Source organism: Moraxella bovoculi (assembly GCF_000988745.2).
Taxonomy (GTDB): domain Bacteria; phylum Pseudomonadota; class Gammaproteobacteria; order Pseudomonadales; family Moraxellaceae; genus Moraxella; species Moraxella bovoculi.
Genome location: NZ_CP011381.2, coordinates 1464355 through 1487118, shown reverse-complemented (window position 1 = coordinate 1487118; position 22764 = coordinate 1464355). Strand labels below are relative to the sequence as shown.

The following is a 22764-nucleotide window of genomic DNA, read 5'->3' as shown; positions in this document are numbered from 1 at the left end:
ATAAAAAAATACCCCAATTTGGGGTATTTTTTTATTTAATCGATTTTCACTTAATCGATTAGAATAATCCTGTAGGCTTGGTGCTATAAGAGACCAGCATACATTTGGTTTGTTGATAATGATCAAGCATCATTTTGTGGTTCTCACGTCCGATGCCTGATTGCTTATAACCGCCAAAGGCAGCGTGCGCAGGATAGACGTGGTAGCAGTTCGTCCATACGCGACCTGCTTGGATGCCACGACCGAATCGATATGCCTTATTGACATTACGCGTCCAGATGCCTGCGCCTAAGCCATATAGTGTATCGTTAGCGATGCGCATCGCTTCTTCGTCACTGCTAAACTTAGTAACTGCCAGCACAGGACCGAAGATCTCCTCTTGGAAGATGCGCATGTCATTATCACCTTCAAAGATGGTAGGCTGTACATAGTAACCTTCTTCGTCGCGCTTGTCTTGCTCGCCGCCAACCAGTACCTTGGCGCCTTCTTGTTTGCCGATGTCAAGATAAGACAGAATCTTCTTAAGTTGCTCCTCGCTCGCCTGTGCACCAATCATGGTTTCGGTGTCAAGTGGGCTACCAAGTTTGAATTTCTTGACGCGTTCAACACAGCGTTCCATGAATTTATCATAAATCTTCTCATGCACCAATGCGCGCGATGGGCAGGTACATACTTCTCCTTGGTTAAGTGCGAACATCACCAAGCCTTCTGCTGCTTTATCCAAGAATTCATCGTCCTCATCCAAGATGTCCTCGAAGAAGATGTTGGGCGACTTACCGCCAAGCTCTAGGGTGACGGGAATCAGGTTCTCGCTGGCGTAGCCCATGATCAGGCGACCTGTGTTCGTCTCGCCGGTAAAGGCAATTTTGGCGATGCGCTTATTAGATGCAAGCGGCTTACCTGCCTCAAGACCAAAGCCGTTGACGACGTTTAGCACGCCTTTTGGTAGGATGTCATTGATGCCAATGGTGTCAAGCAGATATAAGAATGAAGCAGGTGTTTGTTCAGCAAGTTTTAACACAATGCAGTTACCGGCAGCCAATGCAGGGGCGATTTTCCAAATTGCCATCAGAATCGGGAAGTTCCATGGAATGATCTGACCCACCACGCCCAGAGGCTCGTGGAAGTGATAAGCTACCGTATCGTTATCGATCTGGCTGACCCCGCCTTCTTGGGCACGAATACAGCCTGCAAAATAACGCAGGTGATCGACAGCCAATGGAATGTCCGCCGCTAAAGTCTCACGAACGGGCTTGCCGTTATCATAAGTCTCAGCGATGGCGATTTTTTCTAAGTTTTCTTCGATTTTATCCGCCATCTTTAATAGGATGTTGGCGCGCTCGGTCGGGCTAGTCTGACCCCATGCGTCCTTGGCAGCGTGTGCTGCATCTAGGGCTTTTTCGATGTCGGTCTCGTCAGAGCGCGCTGCTTGGCAGATAAGCGCACCATCTACAGGACTGGTGTTGCCAAAATATTGTCCTTTGTTTGGGGCGACCCATTCGCCACCGATGAAATTATCGTATTGTTTGCGGAATTGGACGGGGGAGTTGGGGGTGTTGGGGGTGTCGTATTTCATAAATTGTCCTTAATTAAAACCAAAATACAGCGCGTTGTTTTGTTGTTGTGTGATTGCCACACGTCTATACAATAGCAAATAGTGAACAATTTTGCACCTAGTTATTTTGTAAAGTTTTGTAATTATTTTGGGTAAAAATTAACGATAAATATCAGGATGAATTTTTTGTAAATTTTTTTGAAAATGGATGGTCAATTTCACCCAAAAATCAGCAAAACTGTGCTATCCTAACCTGTTTTAATTTATTAATTTATCGCTGAATTTGATACCCATTTCATGAAACAATCCACCGCATTAGATATTCTAAAAACAGGGCAAAACGTCTTTTTGACAGGTCAAGCAGGGGCAGGTAAGACCTATATTCTTAATCAATACATTGACTATCTGCGCGCGCGTGGTATTCATGTCGCCATCACGGCAAGTACAGGCATAGCAGCCACGCACATGAATGGCATGACCATTCATGCGTGGTCTGGCATGGGCATCAAGGACAGCTTTGAGGCGGGGGATTTTAAGCGCCTAAAATCCCGTCAGGTCGTCTATGAGCGCATTAAGGACGCTAAGGTGCTCATTGTGGATGAGATCTCCATGCTGCACGCCAAGCAGGTGGACCTACTCAATGACATCCTAAAGGCGCTGCGTGAAGACAATCAGGCTTTTGGTGGTGTCCAGGTGATCTTCTCGGGGGATTTTTTCCAGTTGCCTCCTGTCGGGAAAAAGGGCGAAACCAATAAAGAGAAATTTGCTTTCATGGCCAAAGCTTGGCTTGAGGCGAATTTTCAAGTGTGCTATCTCACCGAGCAGCATCGCCAGAACGCTCAAGATGAAGCCGAGCGATTTGGGTTGTCGTTAAATGACATCCTAAACCAAATCCGTCGCCAAGAAGTCACTAAGGCCGCCATCAGTACGCTGCGAGCAACCGAGCGCAACGACATCGCCATGACTCGTACGCGTCTATACACGCATAATGCCAATGTTGATGAGATTAATGAATCTGAAATCAGTAAGATAGAGGGTGGTGCTCAAGAATTTCACGCCATAACGACAGGCGATAAGATCTTGGTGGATTCTCTTAAAAAAAGCGTTCGCGCGCCCGATGTGCTAAGCCTAAAAGTAGGCGCGAAAGTCATGTTTGTGAAGAACAACCCAAACCTTGCCGTCTCAAATGGCACCATGGGCGAGGTGATAGACTTTACGTCATTGATTGATGATGAGAGTCCTTTAGGGTCGAGTGCTGTTGACACCTATCCTGTGGTGCGCCTAAATAACGGACGTCAGGTAATCGCCGAGCCAGAAGAATGGATGATGGAGAATAATGAAGGTGACGTGTTGGCAAGCTACACCCAAGTGCCACTATGCTTGGCTTGGGCGATTACGGTGCATAAGTCACAAGGCATGACCTTAGATGCTGCCGAGATCAACCTGTCGCGCACCTTTGAGATGGGGCAGGGCTATGTGGCGCTGTCACGCCTGCGCTCACTGGATGGGCTAAAGCTGCTAGGCTTTAATCAAAAAAGCCTGCTGCTTGATGAATGGGTGTTCCGAGTGGATAAGCGATTACAAGAAATCGCCGCCGAACAAGAGGCGAAATTTGCAAACCTTGATGACGAGACGCTCATGAAAATTCATGATACTTTTATCGAGACCTGTGACGGCATCACTCGTAAGGACATCATCATGGTTAACGAAAAACGCATCGCCGCCCAAAAATTAGCCATCGCCAGACGTGAGCACATCAAAGAAAATGACATCCCTGCTGCTCATCTGGCTAAGCCAAAAAAACAAGCGGGAGAGACACTCCAAAAGACGAAAAAATTACTCGAGGCAGGGCTGGATGTGGGCGAGATCTCAGCCGAGCGCAGCCTTGCTGTCTCAACCATCATCAATCACATCGCGCAGCTGCATGAGATGGATGGTGCATTAGACTGCGATCACATACGGCCAGATGATGAGAAATTGCAAGCGGTTGCTTTGGCCTATGAGAAGCTAGAAGCGCAGGGTGAATTTGTGGATGGGGTGAAGCTGCGCCCTATGGTCGAGATGCTAGGTTATGATTATAATGTCGTGCGTCTTGCGCTGATATTCATCGATAAGCAAGCCCAAGATAAGGGCGATGACGTAAGCGAGAGCAAGAATGACTAATTCTAATAAAATTCGCTTAGCGATCAATGGCTTTGGGCGGATTGGACGTAATATCCTACGCGCCTTCTTAAAAAATACCGACAAATTCACCAATATCGACATCATCGCCATCAACGATGTGGCAGATCCAGAAGCGCTGCTTCATTTATTAAAATTTGACAGTGCGCATGGCAGATTGTCATCATTAGAGGTTCAAGCACGTCTGACTTATGAGAATTCGGATGTTTGGTTGGTATTATCCAGAGGTGGTGACGAATGGCGAATTTTGTTATTAAACAAAAGCAATCCAAAAGATTTACTTTGGCAGAGCTTATCTGTTGATGTGGTGCTAGAATGTACAGGTAGATTCCGCTCATATCAGGATGCTTCGAGCCATCGTGCAGCGGGCGCAAGTCAGGTGATTGTCGGTGCCGCGCCTTTTGATGAAGTTGATGCCAGCATTGTACTGGGTGTGAATGATCATCTGCTAAATCGTGACTTGCCCATCATCTCGGGAGTCTCTTGCACCACACAGGCATTGGTGCCACTCCTGTCGGTGTTGGATGAACAGTTTGGCATTCAAAGCGTGATGATGACGGAGATTCATGCGGTCACCGCGGACCAGAATGTTCTTGATCAAGCGCACCGTGATCTAAGACGTGCACGAGCATCAGGGCATAACATCATCCCCACCACGTCAAGCAGCATCAACGCAACCGAACGCGTATTACCATTCCTAAAAGACAAAATTAACGGTCATTCCATCCGCGTACCAACCATCAACGTGGCAGCGATCGATGTTAATTGCACGTTTAGAGCGCCCATTGATGCTGATACGGTGTCACAATTTCTAAGATCAGTCAGTAATGGCAAGCTAAAAGGAATCATGGGCTATACCGATGAGCCTTTGGTGTCGAGTGATTTTATTGGCGATGCGCACTCATTGGTGATTGATGCAGCACAAATCATGCAGTCAGGTGAGCAGATTAAGATATTCGCGTGGTATGACAACGAATGGGGATATGCCAATCGCCTGCTCGAGATGTGTGTTATCTTGGCTGATGATTGATAGATTTGACATTGTCGGATTGGGCTTAAATAAAAAAACAGGCTTATTATTTAAGCCTGTTTTTTATTATCAGTAGTTAGAATTTGGCAAGCAGCTCATCTAAGCTTAGCATGACTTTCTCGCCATTGTCACGCTTGACGTATTCGTATTTGCCTTCAGCAAGATTGCGCTCAGACACTACGATGCGGTGCGGAATGCCAATTAGCTCAAGATCAGCGAATTTCACGCCAGGACGCTCATCGCGATCATCTAGTAGAACGTTCACGCCTTGATTTTTTAGGGTGTTGTATAGTTCATCGGCTTTGGTTTCAGCTGAGCCGTCTTTTGAGCGCATTGGCACGATGGCAACGCTAAAAGGCGCGATGTTGTCATCAAGGTTTGGTGTGTCCGCCCAGATGATGCCATTGTCATCATGGTTCTGCTCAATGGCAGCGGCGATGATACGGCTTACGCCAATACCATAGCAGCCCATCATCAGCGTGACAGGTTTGCCTTCTTTGCCAAGCACTTTGCAGCCTAAGGCTTCTGAATATTTGTCGCCCAATTGGAAGATGTGGCCAACTTCGATACCGCGCTTGATAGAGATGACGCCTTTACCATCTGGGCTTGGGTCGCCATCAACGACATTACGGATGTCCACGACAGCAGTGATGGCAGCGTCACGCTCCCAGTTCATGCCTGCGGTGTGCTTGTCTACCGCATTGGCGCCAGAGACGAAGTCCGATAAAGCAGCGGCACTTCGATCAACGAATACAGGGATATTGAATTCTGCCAAGTCTGCACTGATGTAGCCCTTGATGAGACCGGCGGCCTTGATCTCTTCTTCGCTTGCCATCTCGAACGGTGTGGCGACTTGGGAGATTTTCTCAGCTTTGATCTCATTAAGTGTATGATCGCCGCGCAGGATGAGTGCCACTAATTTTGGCATGTCTGGTGTATCTTCTGAATGTGAACCCTTGACGATAAGCGTCTTAACTGTCTTGGCAAGTGGAATGCCTAGATGTTCTGCGACTTCTTCGCAGGTTGGCATGTTTGGCGTGTCGACATCGCGACGCTCTTCGGTGGATGCAGCACGTTCATCTGTGCAGATTGCCTCAGCTAATTCAACGTTAGCAGCGAAGTCCGATTCACTTGAAAATGCGATGTCATCTTCACCGCTGTCAGCCAGAACATGAAACTCGTGACTGGCAAAGCCGCCAATCGAGCCAGTATCAGCCTGTACCGCACGGAAATTAAGACCAAGGCGGCTAAAGATGCGACTGTAAGCGCCATACATGTCTTGGTAAGTCTTGGCAAGGCTGTCTTTGTCGATGTGGAATGAATAAGCGTCTTTCATGGTAAATTCACGCGCGCGCATCACGCCAAAGCGAGGGCGGATTTCATCGCGGAATTTGGTTTGAATTTGGTAATAGATCACAGGCAGCTGCTTGTAGCTTTTTAGTTCGTTGCGCGCGATGTCGGTGATGACTTCTTCGTGCGTTGGCCCTAGAACGAAATCACGACCGTGACGGTCCTTGAAGCGCAGTAGCTCTGCACCATAATCTTCCCAGCGTCCAGACTCTTGCCAAAGCTCGCCAGGCTGTGTTACAGGCATCAATAGCTCTTGAGAATTGATGCGCTCCATCTCTTCGCGGACGATTTTCTCGACACGTTTAAGGACGCGCAGACCTGCCGGCATCCAGACATACAGACCTGAGGCAAGTTTACGAATCAGACCCGCTCGCACCATGAGTTGGCTTGAGATGATGTCAGCATCGCTTGGTGTTTCTTTTAAGGTGGCAAAGGTAAATTGGCTGGCTTTCATGATGACCCTTAACGATACAATTTTGATAAAATAGGTTATCTTACGGCAAATTTAACCCGTTATGCAACTTAAATTTTGAAAATTTTGAAAAAATTACACATCATCCTTATATTTATGGTAAATTTCTCACTAAATTCATTAATTGGATGGTATTATGGCGAAAACTTCAAAGTTAACTTTCTTCCATGCGGCGCTTGTGGTGGTTTTGTTGATTTCAACAGTATTATTTGTCAAGGCGTTATATGATCGTAAGAGCGAAGCTGATGTTCATGCCGTGACTCGCGATGGCATCATTACAGACATCCAGAAGCTATCGAGGTTGCAGTCTGTGGCGTTCTCTGTCGATACGGTCATCACCGCCAGTAAAGAGGGCAGTTGGCAGAAGCTGTGGCAAGATGAACAAAAGGGTCTGTTCGTGGCGCATGGACGTGTATTGGCGGGCGTGGACCTATCTAAAATCTCTAGCGAAATGGTGCAAGTGGCTCAGCGCACCGATTCACAGGGCGATCCTGTGACGCATGTGACGGTCAGTGTGCCACCGTCAGAAGTCTTCGCTGTGTATTTGGATGATATTGAAGTCTATGACTGGCAGACAGGACTTTTTGGTGTGGTGGATAATGATCCAAAAATTCTCAGCGAAGCCCAGCTATCAGCAAAGAACGAAGTGCTAAAAAAAGCCTGTCAAGGCGACGTCATGACGATGGCGGCGAATAATGCCGCAGAGCAAATCAAAGGTCTGTTTGTGTTGACAGGTGCGACCGTTGATGTGGTGAGTCAAGGTGCAGGCGCGTGTCAAGCACCATCAAAGAGCTAGGGATAACCAAGGATAATAATGAAAGTAAAATTCTGTGGATTTACCAGAAGTGAGGATCTAAAGGCGGCGGTAGCGCTTGGTGTGGATGCGGTGGGCTTGGTGTTCTATCCGCCAAGTCCTAGATATGTGGATATGGTTGCTGCACGCAGTTTGGTGGCAGATTTACCGCCTTTTATGAATGTGGTGGCGCTCGTTGTTAACATGGCAGGAGATGAGTTCGTACAGCTTAGCAATACTGTGCCGTTCGATGTGGTGCAGTTTCACGGTGATGAGACTGCAGCGGATTGCCAAAGACTTGCCAATCTTACCAAAAAACGCTGGTACAAGGCAATCCGCGTCCAAGAATCCGACACAGCTGAGAGCCTACTTACACAAATCCACGAATTAAAAGCGCATGGTGCCAGCGGTGTTCTGTTGGATGCTTATCATCCTGATAAATTTGGCGGTACGGGGCGGCCCTTTGACTGGAATAAGATCCCGACCAATTCACCACTATCCATCATCTTGGCAGGTGGACTAACCCCTGATAATGTCGCAAGCATAACGCATGATGAGCTTGCTCATCGCCTATATGGACTTGATGTGAGCGGTGGCATAGAGAAAGCAAAAGGGGTAAAATGTGCTGAGAAAATGAGCAAATTTATCAACCATGCCAAAATTAACCCATCATAATAAGGAAAATCCATGAACATTCTAATCACAGGTGTTACGGCAGGCTTTGGCAGACAAATTGCCATCGACTGCATCAAAAATGGCTTTACCGTGATCGGTACGGGTCGCCGAGAGCATAAGCTTGATGAGTTGCAGAGCGAGCTTGGCGATAACTTTATCCCGCTATGCTTCGATGTTAGTGACATATCTGCGACCAAAGCCGCTCTAGAAATTCTGCCAGCCGAAATACGACAAAATATTGATGTACTGATTAATAATGCAGGACTTGCGTTGGGGCTGGATTCTGCTGATAAGGCGAGCATGAGCGATTGGCAGACGATGATTAACACCAATACGCTTGGACTGGTCAATATCACGCGTGAGATATTGCCGAATATGGTTGCAAAGAATGACGGGCTGATTATTAATATCTCATCGATTGCGGGTAATTATCCTTATTTTGGTGGCAATGTCTATGGCGCGACGAAGGCCTTTGTGACGCAGTTTAGCCTGAATCTTCGTGCTGATTTGATTGGTAAGAATGTGCGAGTTACCAACATTGAGCCTGGGCTGTGCGGCGATACAGAGTTTAGTAACGTGCGTTTTCACGGTGATGATGAGCGCGCAAGCAAGGTCTATGAGAATGTGGAATTTATCCGCCCACAAGACATCAGTAATATGGTATCATGGCTGATTAATCAGCCCAAACATATCAACATCAATCGCTTGGAAGTCATGCCAACGGCGCAGACTTTCGCAGGTCTTACGGTCCATAAAGGTTAAACAATTCGTTAAAAGAGAAGAAGATGAGTAATACTGATTTTACACAATACCCCAACACTACAGGTCATTTTGGCATTCATGGCGGACGTTTTGTATCCGAAACCTTGATGAGTGCGTTAGAAGAGCTAGAGCGCATTTATCTATCGGTCAAAAACAACCCTGAATTTTGGGCAGAGTTTCATGATGATTTGGTGAATTATGTCGGTCGCCCCACACCGCTTTATTTTGCCAAGCGATTAAGCGAAGAAACTGGCGGTGCCAAAATCTACCTAAAACGAGAAGACCTAAACCACACAGGGGCTCACAAGGTCAATAACACCATCGGTCAAGCCCTACTTGCCAAAATGGTCGGCAAAAAGCGTATCATCGCCGAGACAGGGGCAGGTCAGCATGGCGTGGCAACGGCGACGATTGCGGCACGGCTTGGCTTAGAATGTGTGGTTTACATGGGGGCGGACGATGTAGAACGCCAAAAAATGAACGTATATAGAATGCGACTTTTGGGGGCGAAAGTCGTGGCGGTAACGTCAGGTTCACGCACCCTAAAAGATGCGATGAACGAAGCCATGCGAGACTGGGTAACGAACGTGGACAGTACCTATTATGTCATCGGCACGGTGGCAGGTCCGCACCCTTATCCTGTGCTGGTCCGTGATTTTCAGGCGATTATCGGTCGTGAAGCCAAAATGCAACACCTTGAAAAAGAAGGTAAAAATCCTGACGCATTGATCGCTTGCGTGGGTGGTGGCTCTAATGCCATGGGGCTGTTTTATGAGTTTTTAAATGACGATGATGTGGCGATTTATGGCGTGGAAGCAGGCGGACACGGCATTGACACAGGCGAGCATTCTGCCCCCCTAAATGCAGGGCGTGTGGGCGTGTTGCACGGCAATCGCACCTACCTTATGGCGGACGATGATGGTCAAATTTTGCACACGCACAGCATATCGGCAGGGCTTGACTACCCCGGTGTGGGCCCTGAGCATAGCTTTTTAAAGGATTCTAGGCGTGTCAATTACCCTGTCATCAATGACGATGAAGCTCTAGAAGCCTTTCGTATTTTGACCAAAACCGAAGGCATTATCCCTGCCCTAGAAAGCTCGCACGCGGTCGCTTATGCGTTAAAACTTGCCAAAACCATGGATGAAGATAAGTCTATAATTATCAATCTGTCAGGGCGTGGCGATAAAGATTTGCATACCGTGATGAGTATTGACGGGATTGAGATTTAATATCCATGAACCCGCAAGAGCAAAAGATGCCATTGGGTGAAGCTTGTCGTAAATCATTTTTGGCTGTCCTGTAACCAGTGATAAACGGCAAATTTGGCAATTTTTCATCATCGCTGTGCGTATTTTGATTGTCAAATCACCGAAAGAAGCGGACATTTAGACCACTTAATCCCAATCAGCGATGGCGGTACAAATCACAAGCATAATTTTGTGTTGGCGTGCCGTCATTGCTCCAATGCTAAGATAAGACTTAAATATATTGGGATTTGTGTTAATGGTGGTAGGAAATGAATCACAAGGAGTTTAAATGTTAACTTTAACGGTAGTCAAAGGCGACATTACCGAACAAAGCGTAGATATCATCGTCAATGCTGCCAACTCATCACTGCTTGGTGGTGGGGGCGTGGACGGTGCCATTCATCGTAAAGGTGGTAGTGCCATTTTGGATGAATGTCGCCAAATCCGCGCCAAAAAAGGCAAATGCGACACAGGGCAAGCGGTCATCACAACCGCAGGGAACTTGCCCGCCAAATACGTCATTCACACAGTCGGCTCGGTGTGGCAAGGTGGCAATCATCACGAAAAGCAACTATTGGCAAGTTGCTATACCCAAAGCCTAAAATTAGCCGTTACCCATAATGCCAAAACCATTGCCTTTCCCAATATTTCAACAGGCGTGTATCGCTTTCCCAAGGAATTGGCGTGTGAAGTTGCCATAAATGCGGTTAAGGAGTTTATTGCTTGTGGAGAGATTGGCGAATTGATGGAGATTAGATTTGTGTGTTTTGATGATGAGAATTTTAAGCTTTATCAAAAGGCATTAAGTTTATCAATATAATCTATGATAGAAAAACTCAATCTCTATTTATTCATCACTGCCATATCCACCCCTTTTTTGGTGGGTAATTTATCTTAACTATCAGATTTAAAGTGGCTTGCCATTAAACCAACAAACCACCCGTATGACTAATTCAAACTAGAAATAGACCGCATGACCAAATCAATATCCTTATTTTCAAGCTCTTGGATAATGTGCAAATAGGTCTTTTGAGTGGTAGTCATACTAGCATGTCCAAGTCTTCTTGCGACACTAGCTATAGACACCCCTGCAAATAACAGCAGTGATGCGTGTGTATGTCTTAATCCATGGATCGAAATGGCTGGCAATCCTGCTCTTTGACAATGACGAATTAACACACCATTTACTGTGGAATTGTATATCTTTCCTGTAATAAAAATCGGCTCATCTTTTGGCAATCCTTTGGTCAATTCTGCAAACTGGATAATGGTTTGCCAGTCTAATTGGATTTTGCGAACAGAAGATTGATTTTTGGTAGGTAAAAATCCGTCATTGTCTTTATAATTCCAAGTTTTGTTAATGGATAACAACTGCCTTGAAAAATCAAAATCATTGGGCGTTAGAGCAAGAGCTTCCGAAAAGCGTATGCCCGTCTTAGCAACCAACAAAATAAGCCAATCCCAACTAAGTGGTGGTGTCAAATCCAGCTCACAAATAAGTTTATGCAATTCAAATTGATTGAGATATTTTGGGCGTTTTTGGCGTGGTGTCTTGCCCTTGATAATAGCCTTTCTCGTAGGGTCTTTGGCGATGAGACCTTCATCAACAGCGTCCAAAATCGCCCCCTTTAATTGATGATGAAAATCCATCGTGGTTTGGCGTTCATGTGTTTGAGCATAATCATTGAGAAGCTTTTGATAGTTGATACGGCTCATTTGTGCCAATGTCAATGTTGGGGCAAGTCGCTTGACCCATGAAAGCGTCATTTGGTATTTGGCTAGGGTAACTTTACGTACCGCCCCTTCTTTGTAGATGTATATCCAGCGTTCATAGTACTGATAAAACAGCTCATCAGTCTCATGTGGGGCGAAATGGGTAAGTTGGTTCATCATTTTTCCTTAATAAACAAAAATAAACTGCTCATATAATGAGCGGTTTATTTTTGCAGAATTTTTACAAAATGGCGAGAAAATACTACAAATACGTACGCTGACGAAGCGTAATAAGCTCATCTATCTGACGGAAAAAATTACCAATGGTGGTTTGTTCTTGTTTGGTAGGTAAAAATATTTCTGCATCTTTTAAATCATTTGAATTGATTGATTCAAATGTTGAGCCAGAACTTAAACGCTCCCAATATCCATCAATTTTTAATTTAATTAAAGTTTGATATATAAATTCATTGCCATTTAAAGAAGCAACGCCACGCCCCAAAACCACATCGTAATTGGTTTTTGCAACATCGCCAACAGGTGCTCGAACGCTTAAAATAAGACTATTTTTGTTGGCTAATTTTGTTATTTCAGTTGTCCAAACTCGTGGCGATACCCAGCCATTTTTTATGTCAGCATTACCTTGAACCAAAATATAATCATTTGGATTGTTGGTATAGTTTTTTGAGCTTGGGGATTGCCCCATTTTGATTTCCACCACTTCCCCCAATCTACACCGTTCCCAAGCGTAAGTCTTCTTTTGTTTTAAATTTCTTTTTTTGTATTGATGTATAAAATAAAAAATATAAAAAAAAGCAATGACTTACGACATTGCTTTTTTGTTCCAGGGCGACTGACAAAGTATTTTATACCTGTACGCCCAACAACCGTAATTGATCGGCGATTTGGGATTCTAGTTTAGCGATTTCCTCTTTGTCTTTGGCGATGAGTGCGTTAATCTCATCTAAGTCTATAACCGCTTCTTCCTCGAACGTATCTACATAACGTGGAATGTTTAGGTTGTAATCATTGGCGATAATCTCATTTAGACTTGCAACATAAGCATATTTATCCACGTTTTGGCGGTTTTTGTAAGTTTCAATGATTTTACTGACATGCTCATCAGTTAGGCGGTTTTGGTTTTTGCCTTTTTCAAACTCATTGGAAGCATCAATAAACAACACATCTTTGGTGGTGCGATTTTTCTTAAATACCAAAATGGTGGTAGGAATGCTCGTACCATAAAACAGATTGGCAGGCAATCCGATGACAGCGTCCAAATAATTACCCTGTGCGGTTGTTTTATCATCACCGATAATGGCTTTTCTGATTTTACCTTCTGTCGCCCCACGGAATAATACGCCGTGTGGCAACACAATTGCCATTGTGCCATCGTTGCTTAGATGATATAAGCTGTGTAAGATGAACGCATAATCCGCCTTAGATGCAGGAGCTAACGCCCCAAATGGTGAAAAACGGGGGTCTTTTAGTTTGCGTTCGTTGTTATCCCAGCTGGCAGAGTAGGGCGGATTGGCAACCACCGCATCAAAGCTACATAAAGGCTTGTCCACGCCACTAATGCCATCAACACCATCGGGCCAATCACTGTCTAATGTATCAGCATTACGCAAAGTCATGTTCTGATAAGACACGCCATGCATCATCAGATTCATGCGGGCTAGGTTGTATGTCGTGGTATTGAGTTCTTGTCCATAGTATTTAATCGCTTGATTTTCCGGTAATTCATTACCCACCGTCAAAAGTAGCGAACCTGACCCCATTGTAGGGTCATAAATCATAAAAAATTCATCTTGATTTTTGGGGTTATTGACGGTAACAAGTTTTGCCAAAATCTTGGATACTTGATGTGGGGTATAAAATTCCCCGCCTTTTTTACCTGCTGATGCGGCAAACTGACCGATGAGATATTCATAAATCTCGCCCAAAATATCCTTGCCGTCATCATCTTTGTAGTCAATACTGTCCACCAGCTTGACAATGCCACTCAAAGACTTGGCACGCTCGTTTGTACTCGACCCCAATCGTGAATTGCCTAGGTTGATATCATCAAATACCCCCCTAAAATCCGTTTCGGCACGAGTATTGATAGATGCGTTATTGTTAAAATTATCAAACAAAGACTGATAGTCGCTTGGTATGACTTCGGCATTTTCTATACGTGCCATTAGGCTATCCCAAGTATCCTTGGGGGCAATGGCATAGCCAAGCGATTGGGCTATTTCTTCCAGATAGTCATTCAAATCATCGCCTACGGCTTCTTTGGCATAAATATCATTGATGCTTTGCCCACCTTGCATGGTGATGATGTCATTATCCACAAGATACCGTTCTTGGTGCTTGGACAAATAACGATAAAACATAAACGCCAAAATATAGTCTTTATATTCTGATGCGTCCATCGTGCCACGCAATTCATTTGCCATTGCCCATAGTTTGGCGGTGGTGGTTTGGATATTACTCATAAAAACTCCGATTGTTAAGTTAAATTAAATTGGTATTAAACAAACATCTGCTGTAACAACGCCCGTTTCAGCTGTCTGGTATGTTCAAGCTCACGCTGACGAAGCGTAATAAGCTCATCTATCTGACGGAAAAAATTACCAATGGTGGTTTGTTCTTCGAGGGTTGGTATTGGAATTTCAATATCCATCATTTTCTTTTTTGAAATATTGTATCTTGAAATTCCTTGTGCCAATAAAACAATATTTCTCCTTATACTTGGCGAACGTAAAACCGAACCCAAGTAATATGGATTGAATTCAATATTAGGTCTGTAGCCAAAACAAAAACTATTTAGATACACATTGTCAATATTTCCAAGCCATACAGACGACATTCCAACTTCTTCTGGTGTTTCTGATGAAGTAGTAAACAATACATCGCCATATTTAACCGCTTCTTGTTTTGCGTCAATCTCTATCAATCCCACTTCCGATAAATCTGCAATATGATTTTTGCAAACATTTAAATAAGTGATATATTTTGCATTACCATGCCCAAAATCATCTTTTGTTTTTCCAGACAATCCTGAAAATGTCTCTCCTACATCCCCCAACCTACACCGTTCCCAAGCGTCAGTAAATTGGGGAAAGCGAATTTGTGGAACGGTTTCACCATTTTTGGGAAACATTTTTTGCAAAAGACCTTTTTTAAGTTCTTTGGTATGTTCAAGCTCACGCTGACGAAGCGTAATAAGCTCATCTATCTGACGGAAAAAATTACCAATGGTGGTTTGTTCTTGTTTGGTAGGTAAAAATATTTCTGCATCTTTTAAATCATTTGAATTGATTGATTCAAATGTTGAGCCAGAACTTAAACGCTCCCAATATCCATCAATTTTTAATTTAATTAAAGTTTGATATATAAATTCATTGCCATTTAAAGAAGCAACGCCACGCCCCAAAACCACATCGTAATTGGTTTTTGCAACATCGCCAACAGGTGCTCGAACGCTTAAAATAAGACTATTTTTGTTGGCTAATTTTGTTATTTCAGTTGTCCAAACTCGTGGCGATACCCAGCCATTTTTTATGTCAGCATTACCTTGAACCAAAATATAATCATTTGGATTGTTGGTATAGTTTTTTGAGCTTGGGGATTGCCCCATTTTGATTTCCACCACTTCCCCCAATCTACACCGTTCCCAAGCGTCAGTAAACTGGGGGAAACGGAGTTTTGGTACGTTTGTTTTTTGAGTCGTCATTTACTCTCTCCTATGTGATGACCACGATTTACCAAATCATCTGCCAGTTTGTACAGCTCTTGGCGTAGCTCTTTTCGGTATTTGATTTTGGATAGCTTTGCCACATCGCCATCTTGGGCAGACGTGGCATAAACTGCACTTGCGTCGGTCAGCAGTTTATCTACTTGCCCCAAGCTATTTAAATCATCAACACCATGATGATGACGGCGAAACAACGCAAGTAGTCCTTGATTGTCCATGATATCGTCATCTATCCCCCATTTTAGGCGGAAAAAACTCAGACTCTTGTCAATGGTTTTGTTGTTTGCCTGTGCGACCACTTGCAGACCGTCAAATTTGCCGTCATTGTTTTTGTCAATGGTGCTGGCAAGCTCATCTTGGCTTAACTCCCCATTTACAATATCATCAGCCGTTTGGGCGACCTGTTTAGCCAAGTTGCGGTCTTCTAGGGCATCAGTAAATTTTTGTATCTCTTGGCGAGTTTGGTTCGCACCCTCTGTATCGCCTTTTGCTATTTGCTCCAAAAGCTGATTTACCAGCATGGTTAGATAGTCATAATCCACCTTGATGTCCTTGATATGCGTCATGGACAGCTCTATTTGCCACACAGGGACGGACTTTTGGTCGGCAAAATACTGTTTTAGCTCGCTTGCTAGCGTTACTGTCAAAGCAATTTCTTCATCAGGGGTCATGCCTAGATGTGCAATTAGGGCTTCTGGATTGTCATAGTCAAACCCAATCTTTTGCCCGCTATTGTCTTGTTCGGCATCATACTGTTTTAGTTTGGCAATATTGGCATTATAACGGCGTAACTGTTCGAGCATATTTTCTCGTTCGGTCTCAGACGGTGGCAGGTTATTAAAGTCATCTGTCTTGGTGCGTAACGCTTCAATGATTTGGCGAGTGTCATTGACGATATCATTAAATTCTTCTGCCAAAATACCGTCTTTTTGGTTGCTCTTTTTACGCTCTTCATCGGACAAATTGGCAGAATCTTTGTTGGCATAAATGGCAAGTGCTTCATTCATCAATTTCTCATTTTGGGCAGGCCAACGATAATTGACAATCCTTCCCCATGTTTTTGTGCTGTTGTCGCTGATGCGGTTGGTGCGTGAGTAGGCTTGAATGAGATTAGCATTTTTTAGGATTCTATCCACATACAAGGTATTTAGCTCAGGGGCATTAAACCCTGTCAAAAGCTGGTCAATGACTATCACAATATCCAAAAACTTGCCGTCTGATGCACTTTTGTTGAGCCGACTCGCCACATCTTCGGTATAGCCCGACACATCGTCTAGCCCAAAACTGGTGCCAAACTCGGCATTATATGCCTGTATCGCCTCGCCTAGACCTTTGTTACTCTCCACCATTGTATCATTATTGGTGGTATTTAGGCTGTATGTTACCGCAACTTTTAGGGTAAATTCACCTTTTTCGGCTCGCTCGGCATTGACTTTCATAAACTCACGGAAATACATCATCGCCATGGGGCTGCTTGCCTTACCACCACCGACATGAGTGGTCAAAAGGGCATTGTAGCGTGCCTGATTTTTGTTGTTGTTCCATACGGCACGGTTTTTCCAATGATGAAAGATATCCGCCACCACAAGGCTGACATGATTGGCATTGTTATCATAAAAACTTGGATTGACATTGTCATCGATGTCTTCGTCAGTTAGATTGTCAATCTTCTTTTTGATTTTTTCATCACTCCATTTTGGATATTTTTCTTTATAGAACTTGGGCAGGTAGTCATTTTTCATGGATTCTGCGTCAATGGTTGTGGCAAAATCTACCTTAAAGCCCAGCACATTTCTATCGGCAATCGCCTCCCTAATGGTATAGGCGTGAAGCATTTTACCAAAAATATCGCCCGTACGTCTGCCCTGCGTGGTCTCATCAAACATGGGGGTGCCTGTATAACCCACCCACGCCGAATTTTTAAAGAACTTTTGAATGTCGGCAAAACTTTCACCCCCTGTGGAACGATGAGCTTCGTCCACGATAAAAAGAATGTTTTTGTCAGGTGGCGTAAATGAACGGCGTTTGATGAGTGTTTGGAGCTTTTGCACCGATGTTACGATAATACCTCCCCCTTTTTGGTTCAGCTTTCTTTGTAAATCGGTGGTGTTGGTCGTGTCTTGCACCGTGCCACTTTTTTCTAGTCCTTCCTGATAGTCGGGGTCGTAGGCTGTATAGTCTTCTAATGTTTGGTTGGTTAGGGCGATTCTGTCCACCAAAAACACCACTTTATCCACCTTGGGGTGGCGACTGGCTAGCCAAGCTGTCTTAAAGCTAGTAATCGTCTTGCCCGAACCTGTGGTATGCCAAACATAGCCCAGTTTATTGACCCCAAAACCAAAATCTGTGCGTTTGACCGCCTGCATGACCTTTTGGGTGGCATAGACCTGATATGGACGCATGACTTTTAACATTTGGTGGTTTTTTGTACCGTCCAATATCATAAAACTGGTCGCCATTTGATGAGCCATAGGGATAGACAGCATACTATCGGCAAATTCTCGCCAATCACGCACGATTTTGTTATCACTGTTGCGTTGCCAATTGAAGGCAAAATCTTTGTTAAATTTATCGGCAGTGGTATTTGCCATGTATTTGACATTGCTCGGCGTTATGCCAACCAAGATTTGTAGTGTAGAAAAAATATCCCGATACTGATGCTCGCTGATGTACTGGTGCATTTGGTTAAGAGCTTCGTTCACGTCTCGGGTGTCTCTTTTTTCTTCAATCTGAACAATAGGTAGCCCGTTGATAAGTAGCGTGGTATCAAACTGGCGGTCTTGAAGACCTGCGATTTTGGCAGGGCGATCAATTTGGGTTACTATCTGATAAACTGTATCGCCCGCTCCAATCTGATTTTGGTCAAACACAGTCAAAAAGACGTGCCGACCATCGTCCAAATCAATCTCAATTTGTGATACGCCATTAGTGCCATACAAAAACTGACCTGCCAAAAATGGCGTGGACAAATCACTGATGATTTTTTTGACCTGAGCAAATTCATTGACACTCAAAGGCTGATTTAGCGTTTTTTGGTTGAGTTTCTCCAAAATCGCCTTAAAATTATCCCACAAATCATCGGTGGTCTTGATGTTTGGCTCATACTTCCATATGCGTGTTTTGATTATGCCACCGTTATTTATCAAGGCATCAAGCTCACTGGGGTTGGTCAGTTCGCCCGAGCATAGGTAATTTACCAGCTCTTTTTCAAAAGCCGGCTCTTTTCGGGTGTTTTTTTGGATAGTCATGGATTTCTCCTATTGCTCATTGAAGTTAAAAAATCAAAATCATTTGGTTAAACAAACATCTGCTGTAACAACGCCCGTTTCAGCTGTCTGGTATGTTCAAGCTCACGCTGACGAAGCGTAATAAGCTCATCTATCTGACGGAAAAAATTACCAATGGTGGTTTGTTCTTGCTCGGTGGGTAATGTGCAATTTATTTTTGAAAAAGTATTAAATTGAACTCTTTGTTTTTCAATCAATGAACCAGTTGCATGATTTTTATATAGGTTTATTGCTTGTGGCGATTTTAGCCAAGTTGCCATATAAAAATCATCAGCTTTATCAGTGGTTTTCATTGTGATGTAATATCCTGATATTGCTACAGATTTTCCTAAATGGTTATACCCAACGGCACCCAAAGTGATATTCATTGGATTGTAAACAAACTCATTTGGGTAAACTGCTTTAAAACTATTTTCTTTTTTCACCAAAAAATCTCTAGTATACCGTTCGGTTTTGGGTGTCAATCCTTGTTCAACGGTCAGGCTCCATAATTCAATATCATCTAATTTTGGATTTACATAATTTGATGTTTGAATAAATAACTCCCCCAACCTACACCGTTCCCAAGCGTCAGTAAATTGGGGAAAGCGAATTTGTGGAACGGTTTCACCATTTTTGGGAAACATTTTTTGCAAAAGACCTTTTTTAAGTTCTTTGGTATGTTCAAGCTCACGCTGACGAAGCGTAATAAGCTCATCTATCTGACGGAAAAAATTACCAATGGTGGTTTGTTCTTGCTCGGTGGGTGGGGTATAAAATTTAGTTTTTGAGACAATTTTCCAATCTGAACGAGGCATTTTTGAACCTGCAGACAAGTTAGCCACCGTTTGAAATGCGTCTCCCTGAATTAGATAATATAAATAGCATCCCTGCACTCCTTTGGGGCGAAGTACCCACCAATCACCCACAGCAACGCCTTGAAAACTTGGAAAAAGCCAATTTTGCAAATAGGGGCGAAGTTTGCCAAATAATATATCACCAGCTTCAAATTGTGTGCCTTTTTTGACATTGTTTTTTTGATAAACATCTTTATTTAGCACGCCACTACCCGAAATAACATCTTCATATTCAATTCTAGGTAAATCGGACTTTACACTTGCTTTGGATACACGTTCAGTAATTTTATCAAACTCTTTAATTTCCCAATCCCCATCAAATTGGGCAAATCGTAATTTTGGTTGTGTCATGGTGTTGCTCCGTGTTGGGTGATTGTGTTAAGTTGTGCCAAAATAAGTCGGTATTCGTTGTCTGCCAGTTGCTTTTTTAGGGTGGCAAGGCGTATGGATTTTAGATAGCTGTCGCCGATAAGCCTTTGCATTTCTAGGCTTGGCAAGGCGGGTAATGTCAGCTCTTTTAGTTGCTTGATGGTATATTTCATCACAAACGAGCCTTGCATGCCCAGACCAAACTGACGAGCAATGTCCGTATTTTCATTTAACAGGTAAATAAGATAAGCAGGGTCAAGCGAGGGTTTTGGGGTAAGTTTGATGTAATTTTGAGTCATCAACCGACCTGCATGAATACCTTGTACTCGCACCGCCTTGCCTGAGATAAGACTAAATACAATGTCACCTTTGTCAAGCTGTGCCACAGGATCATGCGTGCGAACCTGCTTGCCCATAACAGGCGTATCTATCTGCCAAAAATCCACGTCCAAATCCGCCTGCGTATAGTAGTCATATATAGGGGCAGATGCATCCACACTCTCAGCGATGCGAAACTGTGGGGTGCCACTTTGTAGTTCTACCATTTCACGAAATAATATTGGTTTTTTCATTTGTGCCTTTTAAAAACTAAAGATTTATGCGTATTATAAATAAGCGTTTTTATAAATGCAATAATTTTTTGCATATATTTTTTGTGCCTTTTAAAAACTAATTATTTATAAAATTTTGTGGTAGAGTTTGATTTTCACTATCCTGTGATTATGTGCTATGATATGGCTTTGTATTTATGCACGAGCGAGCACGACATGACCCGAATTCAAGAAACCTTTGCTACCCTAAAACAGCAAAATAAGAAAGCCCTAATCCCCTACATCATGGCAGGCGACCCGACTCCGAGCGTTACGGTAGATTTGATGCACCGCCTTGTCGCTCATGGAGCGGACGTGATTGAGATTGGTTTGCCGTTTTCTGACCCTATGGCGGATGGTCAAACCATTGCCTTAGCTGGCGAGCGAGCATTGGCAGGTGGTACAAGTACTCGCCAAGCGATTGACATGGTGGGCGAGTTTCGCAAAACCAACACCACAACGCCTGTGCTACTGATGGGCTATCTAAACCCCATTGAGATTATCGGCTATGGCGAATTTTTAAAGTTATGCCAAGCCAATGGCGTGGACGGTTTACTCATGGTGGATTTACCGCCCAACGAAGTGGCAAACAACGAAACAGGCGATTTTGCCAAAGCTTTAGCCGAGCACGACATTAACCAAATCTTTTTGCTTGCCCCAACGACCGAGCCTGCACGCCGAAAAGCGGTGCTAGAACACGGCTCAGGCTTTATCTATTATGTGTCGGTCAAAGGCGTAACAGGCTCAAACGCCCTAGATACAGACGACGTGGGCAAGCAAGTCGGAGCGATTAAGGCGGATACCGACCTGCCTGTGTGCGTGGGTTTTGGCATACGAGACGGCGAGAGTGCCAAAGCGGTGGCAAAATTTGCCGATGGCGTGATTGTCGGTAGCGAGCTTGTCAAAAATTTTGCTGGTGTGGCGGCAGATGATCAGGCAGCGATCGATCAAGCATGTGCTAATTTGCTTGTTAAGATGGATGAGCTGCGTGCGGCGATTGATGGCATTTGATTATTTGAATACTTGGGTTGCTTAATAAGCCGTGCCCATAAAATTCATTTGCCAAATAAATAATACAAGTGTAAACTATATCAAATTTTACAGTTACACCAGATAGGATTTTTTATGTCAAATCAAGCCGAAACCATCGCAGAGCCAACTGTGTGGTTGAACCGCTCTGTACCCGGCATCAAGCAGGATCGAGTCATCACACCATCTGCGGTAGATACTGAGCCGTCAACTGAATGCCCACATTGCCATTCTTTGACGACCAATACTTCGCTAGTTTTTAATCAGTATGTTTGCCCTGATTGTGATCACCACTTAACGATGTCTGCCAGAAAGCGCCTTAACTGGTTCTTTGATAGTGTGGATGCTGAGCTGGGTCAAGAGTTTCAGGCGGGCAACCCATTGAATTTTGTCGATTCTAAGCCTTATCCTAAGCGCATGGAAGAAGCCCAAGCATCGACGGGTGAATCTGAAGCATTAATCGTCATGCAGGGCAAAATCAAAAACCTAGAACTGATCGCTTGCGCTTTTGATTTTAAATTCATGGGCGGATCGATGGGTTCTGTTGTTGGGGATAGATTTGTTTTGGCTGCCGAAAAGGCATTGGCGGAACGCAAGCCTTTGGTGTGTTTTGCTGCATCTGGTGGTGCCAGAATGCAAGAAGGCTTGCTGTCACTCATGCAGATGGCACGAACTTCGGCAGTGATTGAAAGGATGCGTATCGCTGGCGTGCCTTATGTGGTAGTATTGACCAATCCTGTTTATGGCGGTGTAACAGCAAGTCTTGCCATGTTGGGCGACATACACATCGCTGAACCTAAAGCCATGATTGGATTTGCAGGTAAGCGAGTGATTGAGCAGACCGTACGAGAAGTGCTTGATGAACCATTTCAACGAGCAGAATTTTTATTAGAAAAAGGTACGGTTGATATGGTGGTGCATCGTCATCAACTGATTGAGACGATACATCGTCTGCTGACCAAGCTATGTAAATTGCCAAATGCCTAACGGCTTAACGACTGCTTGATGTTGCCATAAGCTAATAGGCTGGTTGCATCAAAAGAGTATGATGATGACTGCCAAGACGCATGACGGTATTTGCCATGTGTTTTGTTTGTTGTTATGTTATAATCACTGAATCAAAACGC

The 22764-nt window shown here is 44.1% G+C and carries 19 protein-coding genes; 10 read left to right on the top strand and 9 right to left on the bottom strand.

Annotated elements, in window-relative coordinates; genetic code table 11:
• Nucleotides 1-58 precede the first annotated feature (58 nt).
• Nucleotides 59-1576: an acetaldehyde dehydrogenase ExaC gene (gene exaC / locus AAX10_RS06755; protein ID WP_046700204.1), complete on the bottom strand. Its 1518-nt coding sequence runs from the start codon at nucleotides 1574-1576 to the stop codon at nucleotides 59-61.
• A gap of 276 nt (nucleotides 1577-1852) precedes the next feature.
• Between exaC and AAX10_RS06750 the strand changes: the two genes are divergently transcribed.
• Together AAX10_RS06750 and AAX10_RS06745 are read left to right on the top strand one after the other, a co-directional pair.
• Nucleotides 1853-3718 carry an AAA family ATPase gene (locus AAX10_RS06750; protein ID WP_046700203.1) on the top strand — a complete coding sequence of 622 codons (1866 nt, stop codon included), beginning with the start codon at nucleotides 1853-1855 and terminating at the stop codon, nucleotides 3716-3718.
• A complete protein-coding gene (locus AAX10_RS06745; protein ID WP_046700202.1) occupies nucleotides 3711-4766 on the top strand; it encodes a type I glyceraldehyde-3-phosphate dehydrogenase in 1056 nt (351 codons plus the stop codon). Before AAX10_RS06750 ends, AAX10_RS06745 begins: the two co-directional genes overlap by 8 nt.
• A gap of 76 nt (nucleotides 4767-4842) precedes the next feature.
• On the opposite strand, the gene AAX10_RS06740 is transcribed toward AAX10_RS06745, so the two are convergent.
• Nucleotides 4843-6570 (bottom strand): proline--tRNA ligase, encoded by a 1728-nt coding sequence (locus tag AAX10_RS06740; RefSeq protein ID WP_046700201.1) that lies wholly within the window; start codon nucleotides 6568-6570, stop codon nucleotides 4843-4845.
• Between the two features lie 154 nt (nucleotides 6571-6724).
• Here AAX10_RS06740 and AAX10_RS06735 point away from each other — a divergent pair, with 154 nt between their 5' ends.
• The 6 genes from AAX10_RS06735 (at nucleotide 6725) to AAX10_RS06710 (ending at nucleotide 10888) form a co-directional block, all read left to right on the top strand.
• Nucleotides 6725-7384 carry a DUF4230 domain-containing protein gene (locus tag AAX10_RS06735; RefSeq protein WP_036363413.1) on the top strand — a complete coding sequence of 220 codons (660 nt, stop codon included), beginning with the start codon at nucleotides 6725-6727 and terminating at the stop codon, nucleotides 7382-7384.
• Nucleotides 7385-7402: 18 nt separating this feature from the next.
• Nucleotides 7403-8056 carry a phosphoribosylanthranilate isomerase gene (locus AAX10_RS06730; protein ID WP_217429509.1) on the top strand — a complete coding sequence of 218 codons (654 nt, stop codon included), beginning with the start codon at nucleotides 7403-7405 and terminating at the stop codon, nucleotides 8054-8056.
• Nucleotides 8057-8068: 12 nt separating this feature from the next.
• Nucleotides 8069-8818: an SDR family NAD(P)-dependent oxidoreductase gene (locus tag AAX10_RS06725; protein ID WP_046700199.1), complete on the top strand. Its 750-nt coding sequence runs from the start codon at nucleotides 8069-8071 to the stop codon at nucleotides 8816-8818.
• Nucleotides 8819-8841: 23 nt separating this feature from the next.
• On the top strand, nucleotides 8842-10050 hold the full coding sequence (trpB, locus tag AAX10_RS06720; RefSeq protein ID WP_046700198.1) for a tryptophan synthase subunit beta: 1209 nt from the start codon (nucleotides 8842-8844) through the stop codon (nucleotides 10048-10050).
• A gap of 93 nt (nucleotides 10051-10143) precedes the next feature.
• Nucleotides 10144-10341 carry an HNH endonuclease gene (locus AAX10_RS10630; protein WP_080947092.1) on the top strand — a complete coding sequence of 66 codons (198 nt, stop codon included), beginning with the start codon at nucleotides 10144-10146 and terminating at the stop codon, nucleotides 10339-10341.
• 16 nt (nucleotides 10342-10357) lie between these two features.
• On the top strand, nucleotides 10358-10888 hold the full coding sequence (locus tag AAX10_RS06710) for an O-acetyl-ADP-ribose deacetylase (protein ID WP_046700197.1): 531 nt from the start codon (nucleotides 10358-10360) through the stop codon (nucleotides 10886-10888).
• Between the two features lie 128 nt (nucleotides 10889-11016).
• On the opposite strand, the gene AAX10_RS06705 is transcribed toward AAX10_RS06710, so the two are convergent.
• From AAX10_RS06705 to AAX10_RS06675, 7 genes are all read right to left on the bottom strand, one after another.
• Complete coding sequence (locus AAX10_RS06705) at nucleotides 11017-11958, bottom strand: site-specific integrase (protein ID WP_046698448.1); 942 nt, start codon at nucleotides 11956-11958, stop codon at nucleotides 11017-11019.
• An 85-nt stretch (nucleotides 11959-12043) separates the two neighbouring features.
• The gene (locus AAX10_RS06700) at nucleotides 12044-12574 is read right to left on the bottom strand and encodes a restriction endonuclease subunit S (RefSeq protein ID WP_046700196.1); all 531 of its coding nucleotides are present in this window, start codon (nucleotides 12572-12574) and stop codon (nucleotides 12044-12046) included.
• A 73-nt stretch (nucleotides 12575-12647) separates the two neighbouring features.
• On the bottom strand, nucleotides 12648-14264 hold the full coding sequence (locus AAX10_RS06695) for a type I restriction-modification system subunit M (RefSeq protein WP_046698446.1): 1617 nt from the start codon (nucleotides 14262-14264) through the stop codon (nucleotides 12648-12650).
• A gap of 35 nt (nucleotides 14265-14299) precedes the next feature.
• Nucleotides 14300-15505 (bottom strand): restriction endonuclease subunit S, encoded by a 1206-nt coding sequence (locus AAX10_RS06690; RefSeq protein ID WP_046700195.1) that lies wholly within the window; start codon nucleotides 15503-15505, stop codon nucleotides 14300-14302.
• Complete coding sequence (locus tag AAX10_RS06685; RefSeq protein ID WP_046698445.1) at nucleotides 15502-18774, bottom strand: type I restriction endonuclease subunit R; 3273 nt, start codon at nucleotides 18772-18774, stop codon at nucleotides 15502-15504. The genes AAX10_RS06690 and AAX10_RS06685 overlap by 4 nt, the downstream gene beginning before the upstream one ends.
• A 47-nt stretch (nucleotides 18775-18821) precedes the next feature.
• On the bottom strand, nucleotides 18822-20000 hold the full coding sequence (locus tag AAX10_RS06680; protein WP_080947091.1) for a restriction endonuclease subunit S: 1179 nt from the start codon (nucleotides 19998-20000) through the stop codon (nucleotides 18822-18824).
• Complete coding sequence (locus AAX10_RS06675) at nucleotides 19997-20590, bottom strand: restriction endonuclease subunit S domain-containing protein (protein WP_046698443.1); 594 nt, start codon at nucleotides 20588-20590, stop codon at nucleotides 19997-19999. The genes AAX10_RS06680 and AAX10_RS06675 overlap by 4 nt, the downstream gene beginning before the upstream one ends.
• Before the next feature lie 195 nt (nucleotides 20591-20785).
• Here AAX10_RS06675 and trpA point away from each other — a divergent pair, with 195 nt between their 5' ends.
• Together trpA and accD are read left to right on the top strand one after the other, a co-directional pair.
• On the top strand, nucleotides 20786-21619 hold the full coding sequence (gene trpA, locus AAX10_RS06670) for a tryptophan synthase subunit alpha (RefSeq protein WP_046700661.1): 834 nt from the start codon (nucleotides 20786-20788) through the stop codon (nucleotides 21617-21619).
• Nucleotides 21620-21733: 114 nt separating this feature from the next.
• Complete coding sequence (gene accD, locus AAX10_RS06665) at nucleotides 21734-22624, top strand: acetyl-CoA carboxylase, carboxyltransferase subunit beta (RefSeq protein ID WP_046700194.1); 891 nt, start codon at nucleotides 21734-21736, stop codon at nucleotides 22622-22624.
• Nucleotides 22625-22764: the final 140 nt, after the last annotated feature.

Coding starts and splice junctions, on each gene's coding strand:
- AAX10_RS06680 (WP_080947091.1), bottom strand. CDS start 20,000: ATGACACAACCAAAATTACGATTTGCCCAATTTGATGGGGATTGGGAA.
- AAX10_RS06695 (WP_046698446.1), bottom strand. CDS start 14,264: ATGAGTAATATCCAAACCACCACCGCCAAACTATGGGCAATGGCAAAT.
- AAX10_RS06740 (WP_046700201.1), bottom strand. CDS start 6,570: ATGAAAGCCAGCCAATTTACCTTTGCCACCTTAAAAGAAACACCAAGC.
- AAX10_RS06750 (WP_046700203.1), top strand. CDS start 1,853: ATGAAACAATCCACCGCATTAGATATTCTAAAAACAGGGCAAAACGTC.
- AAX10_RS06705 (WP_046698448.1), bottom strand. CDS start 11,958: ATGAACCAACTTACCCATTTCGCCCCACATGAGACTGATGAGCTGTTT.
- trpB (WP_046700198.1), top strand. CDS start 8,842: ATGAGTAATACTGATTTTACACAATACCCCAACACTACAGGTCATTTT.
- AAX10_RS06725 (WP_046700199.1), top strand. CDS start 8,069: ATGAACATTCTAATCACAGGTGTTACGGCAGGCTTTGGCAGACAAATT.
- AAX10_RS06710 (WP_046700197.1), top strand. CDS start 10,358: ATGTTAACTTTAACGGTAGTCAAAGGCGACATTACCGAACAAAGCGTA.
- AAX10_RS06745 (WP_046700202.1), top strand. CDS start 3,711: ATGACTAATTCTAATAAAATTCGCTTAGCGATCAATGGCTTTGGGCGG.
- accD (WP_046700194.1), top strand. CDS start 21,734: ATGTCAAATCAAGCCGAAACCATCGCAGAGCCAACTGTGTGGTTGAAC.
- trpA (WP_046700661.1), top strand. CDS start 20,786: ATGACCCGAATTCAAGAAACCTTTGCTACCCTAAAACAGCAAAATAAG.
- AAX10_RS06675 (WP_046698443.1), bottom strand. CDS start 20,590: ATGAAAAAACCAATATTATTTCGTGAAATGGTAGAACTACAAAGTGGC.
- AAX10_RS06690 (WP_046700195.1), bottom strand. CDS start 15,505: ATGACGACTCAAAAAACAAACGTACCAAAACTCCGTTTCCCCCAGTTT.
- AAX10_RS06730 (WP_217429509.1), top strand. CDS start 7,403: ATGAAAGTAAAATTCTGTGGATTTACCAGAAGTGAGGATCTAAAGGCG.
- AAX10_RS06685 (WP_046698445.1), bottom strand. CDS start 18,774: ATGACTATCCAAAAAAACACCCGAAAAGAGCCGGCTTTTGAAAAAGAG.
- exaC (WP_046700204.1), bottom strand. CDS start 1,576: ATGAAATACGACACCCCCAACACCCCCAACTCCCCCGTCCAATTCCGC.
- AAX10_RS06735 (WP_036363413.1), top strand. CDS start 6,725: ATGGCGAAAACTTCAAAGTTAACTTTCTTCCATGCGGCGCTTGTGGTG.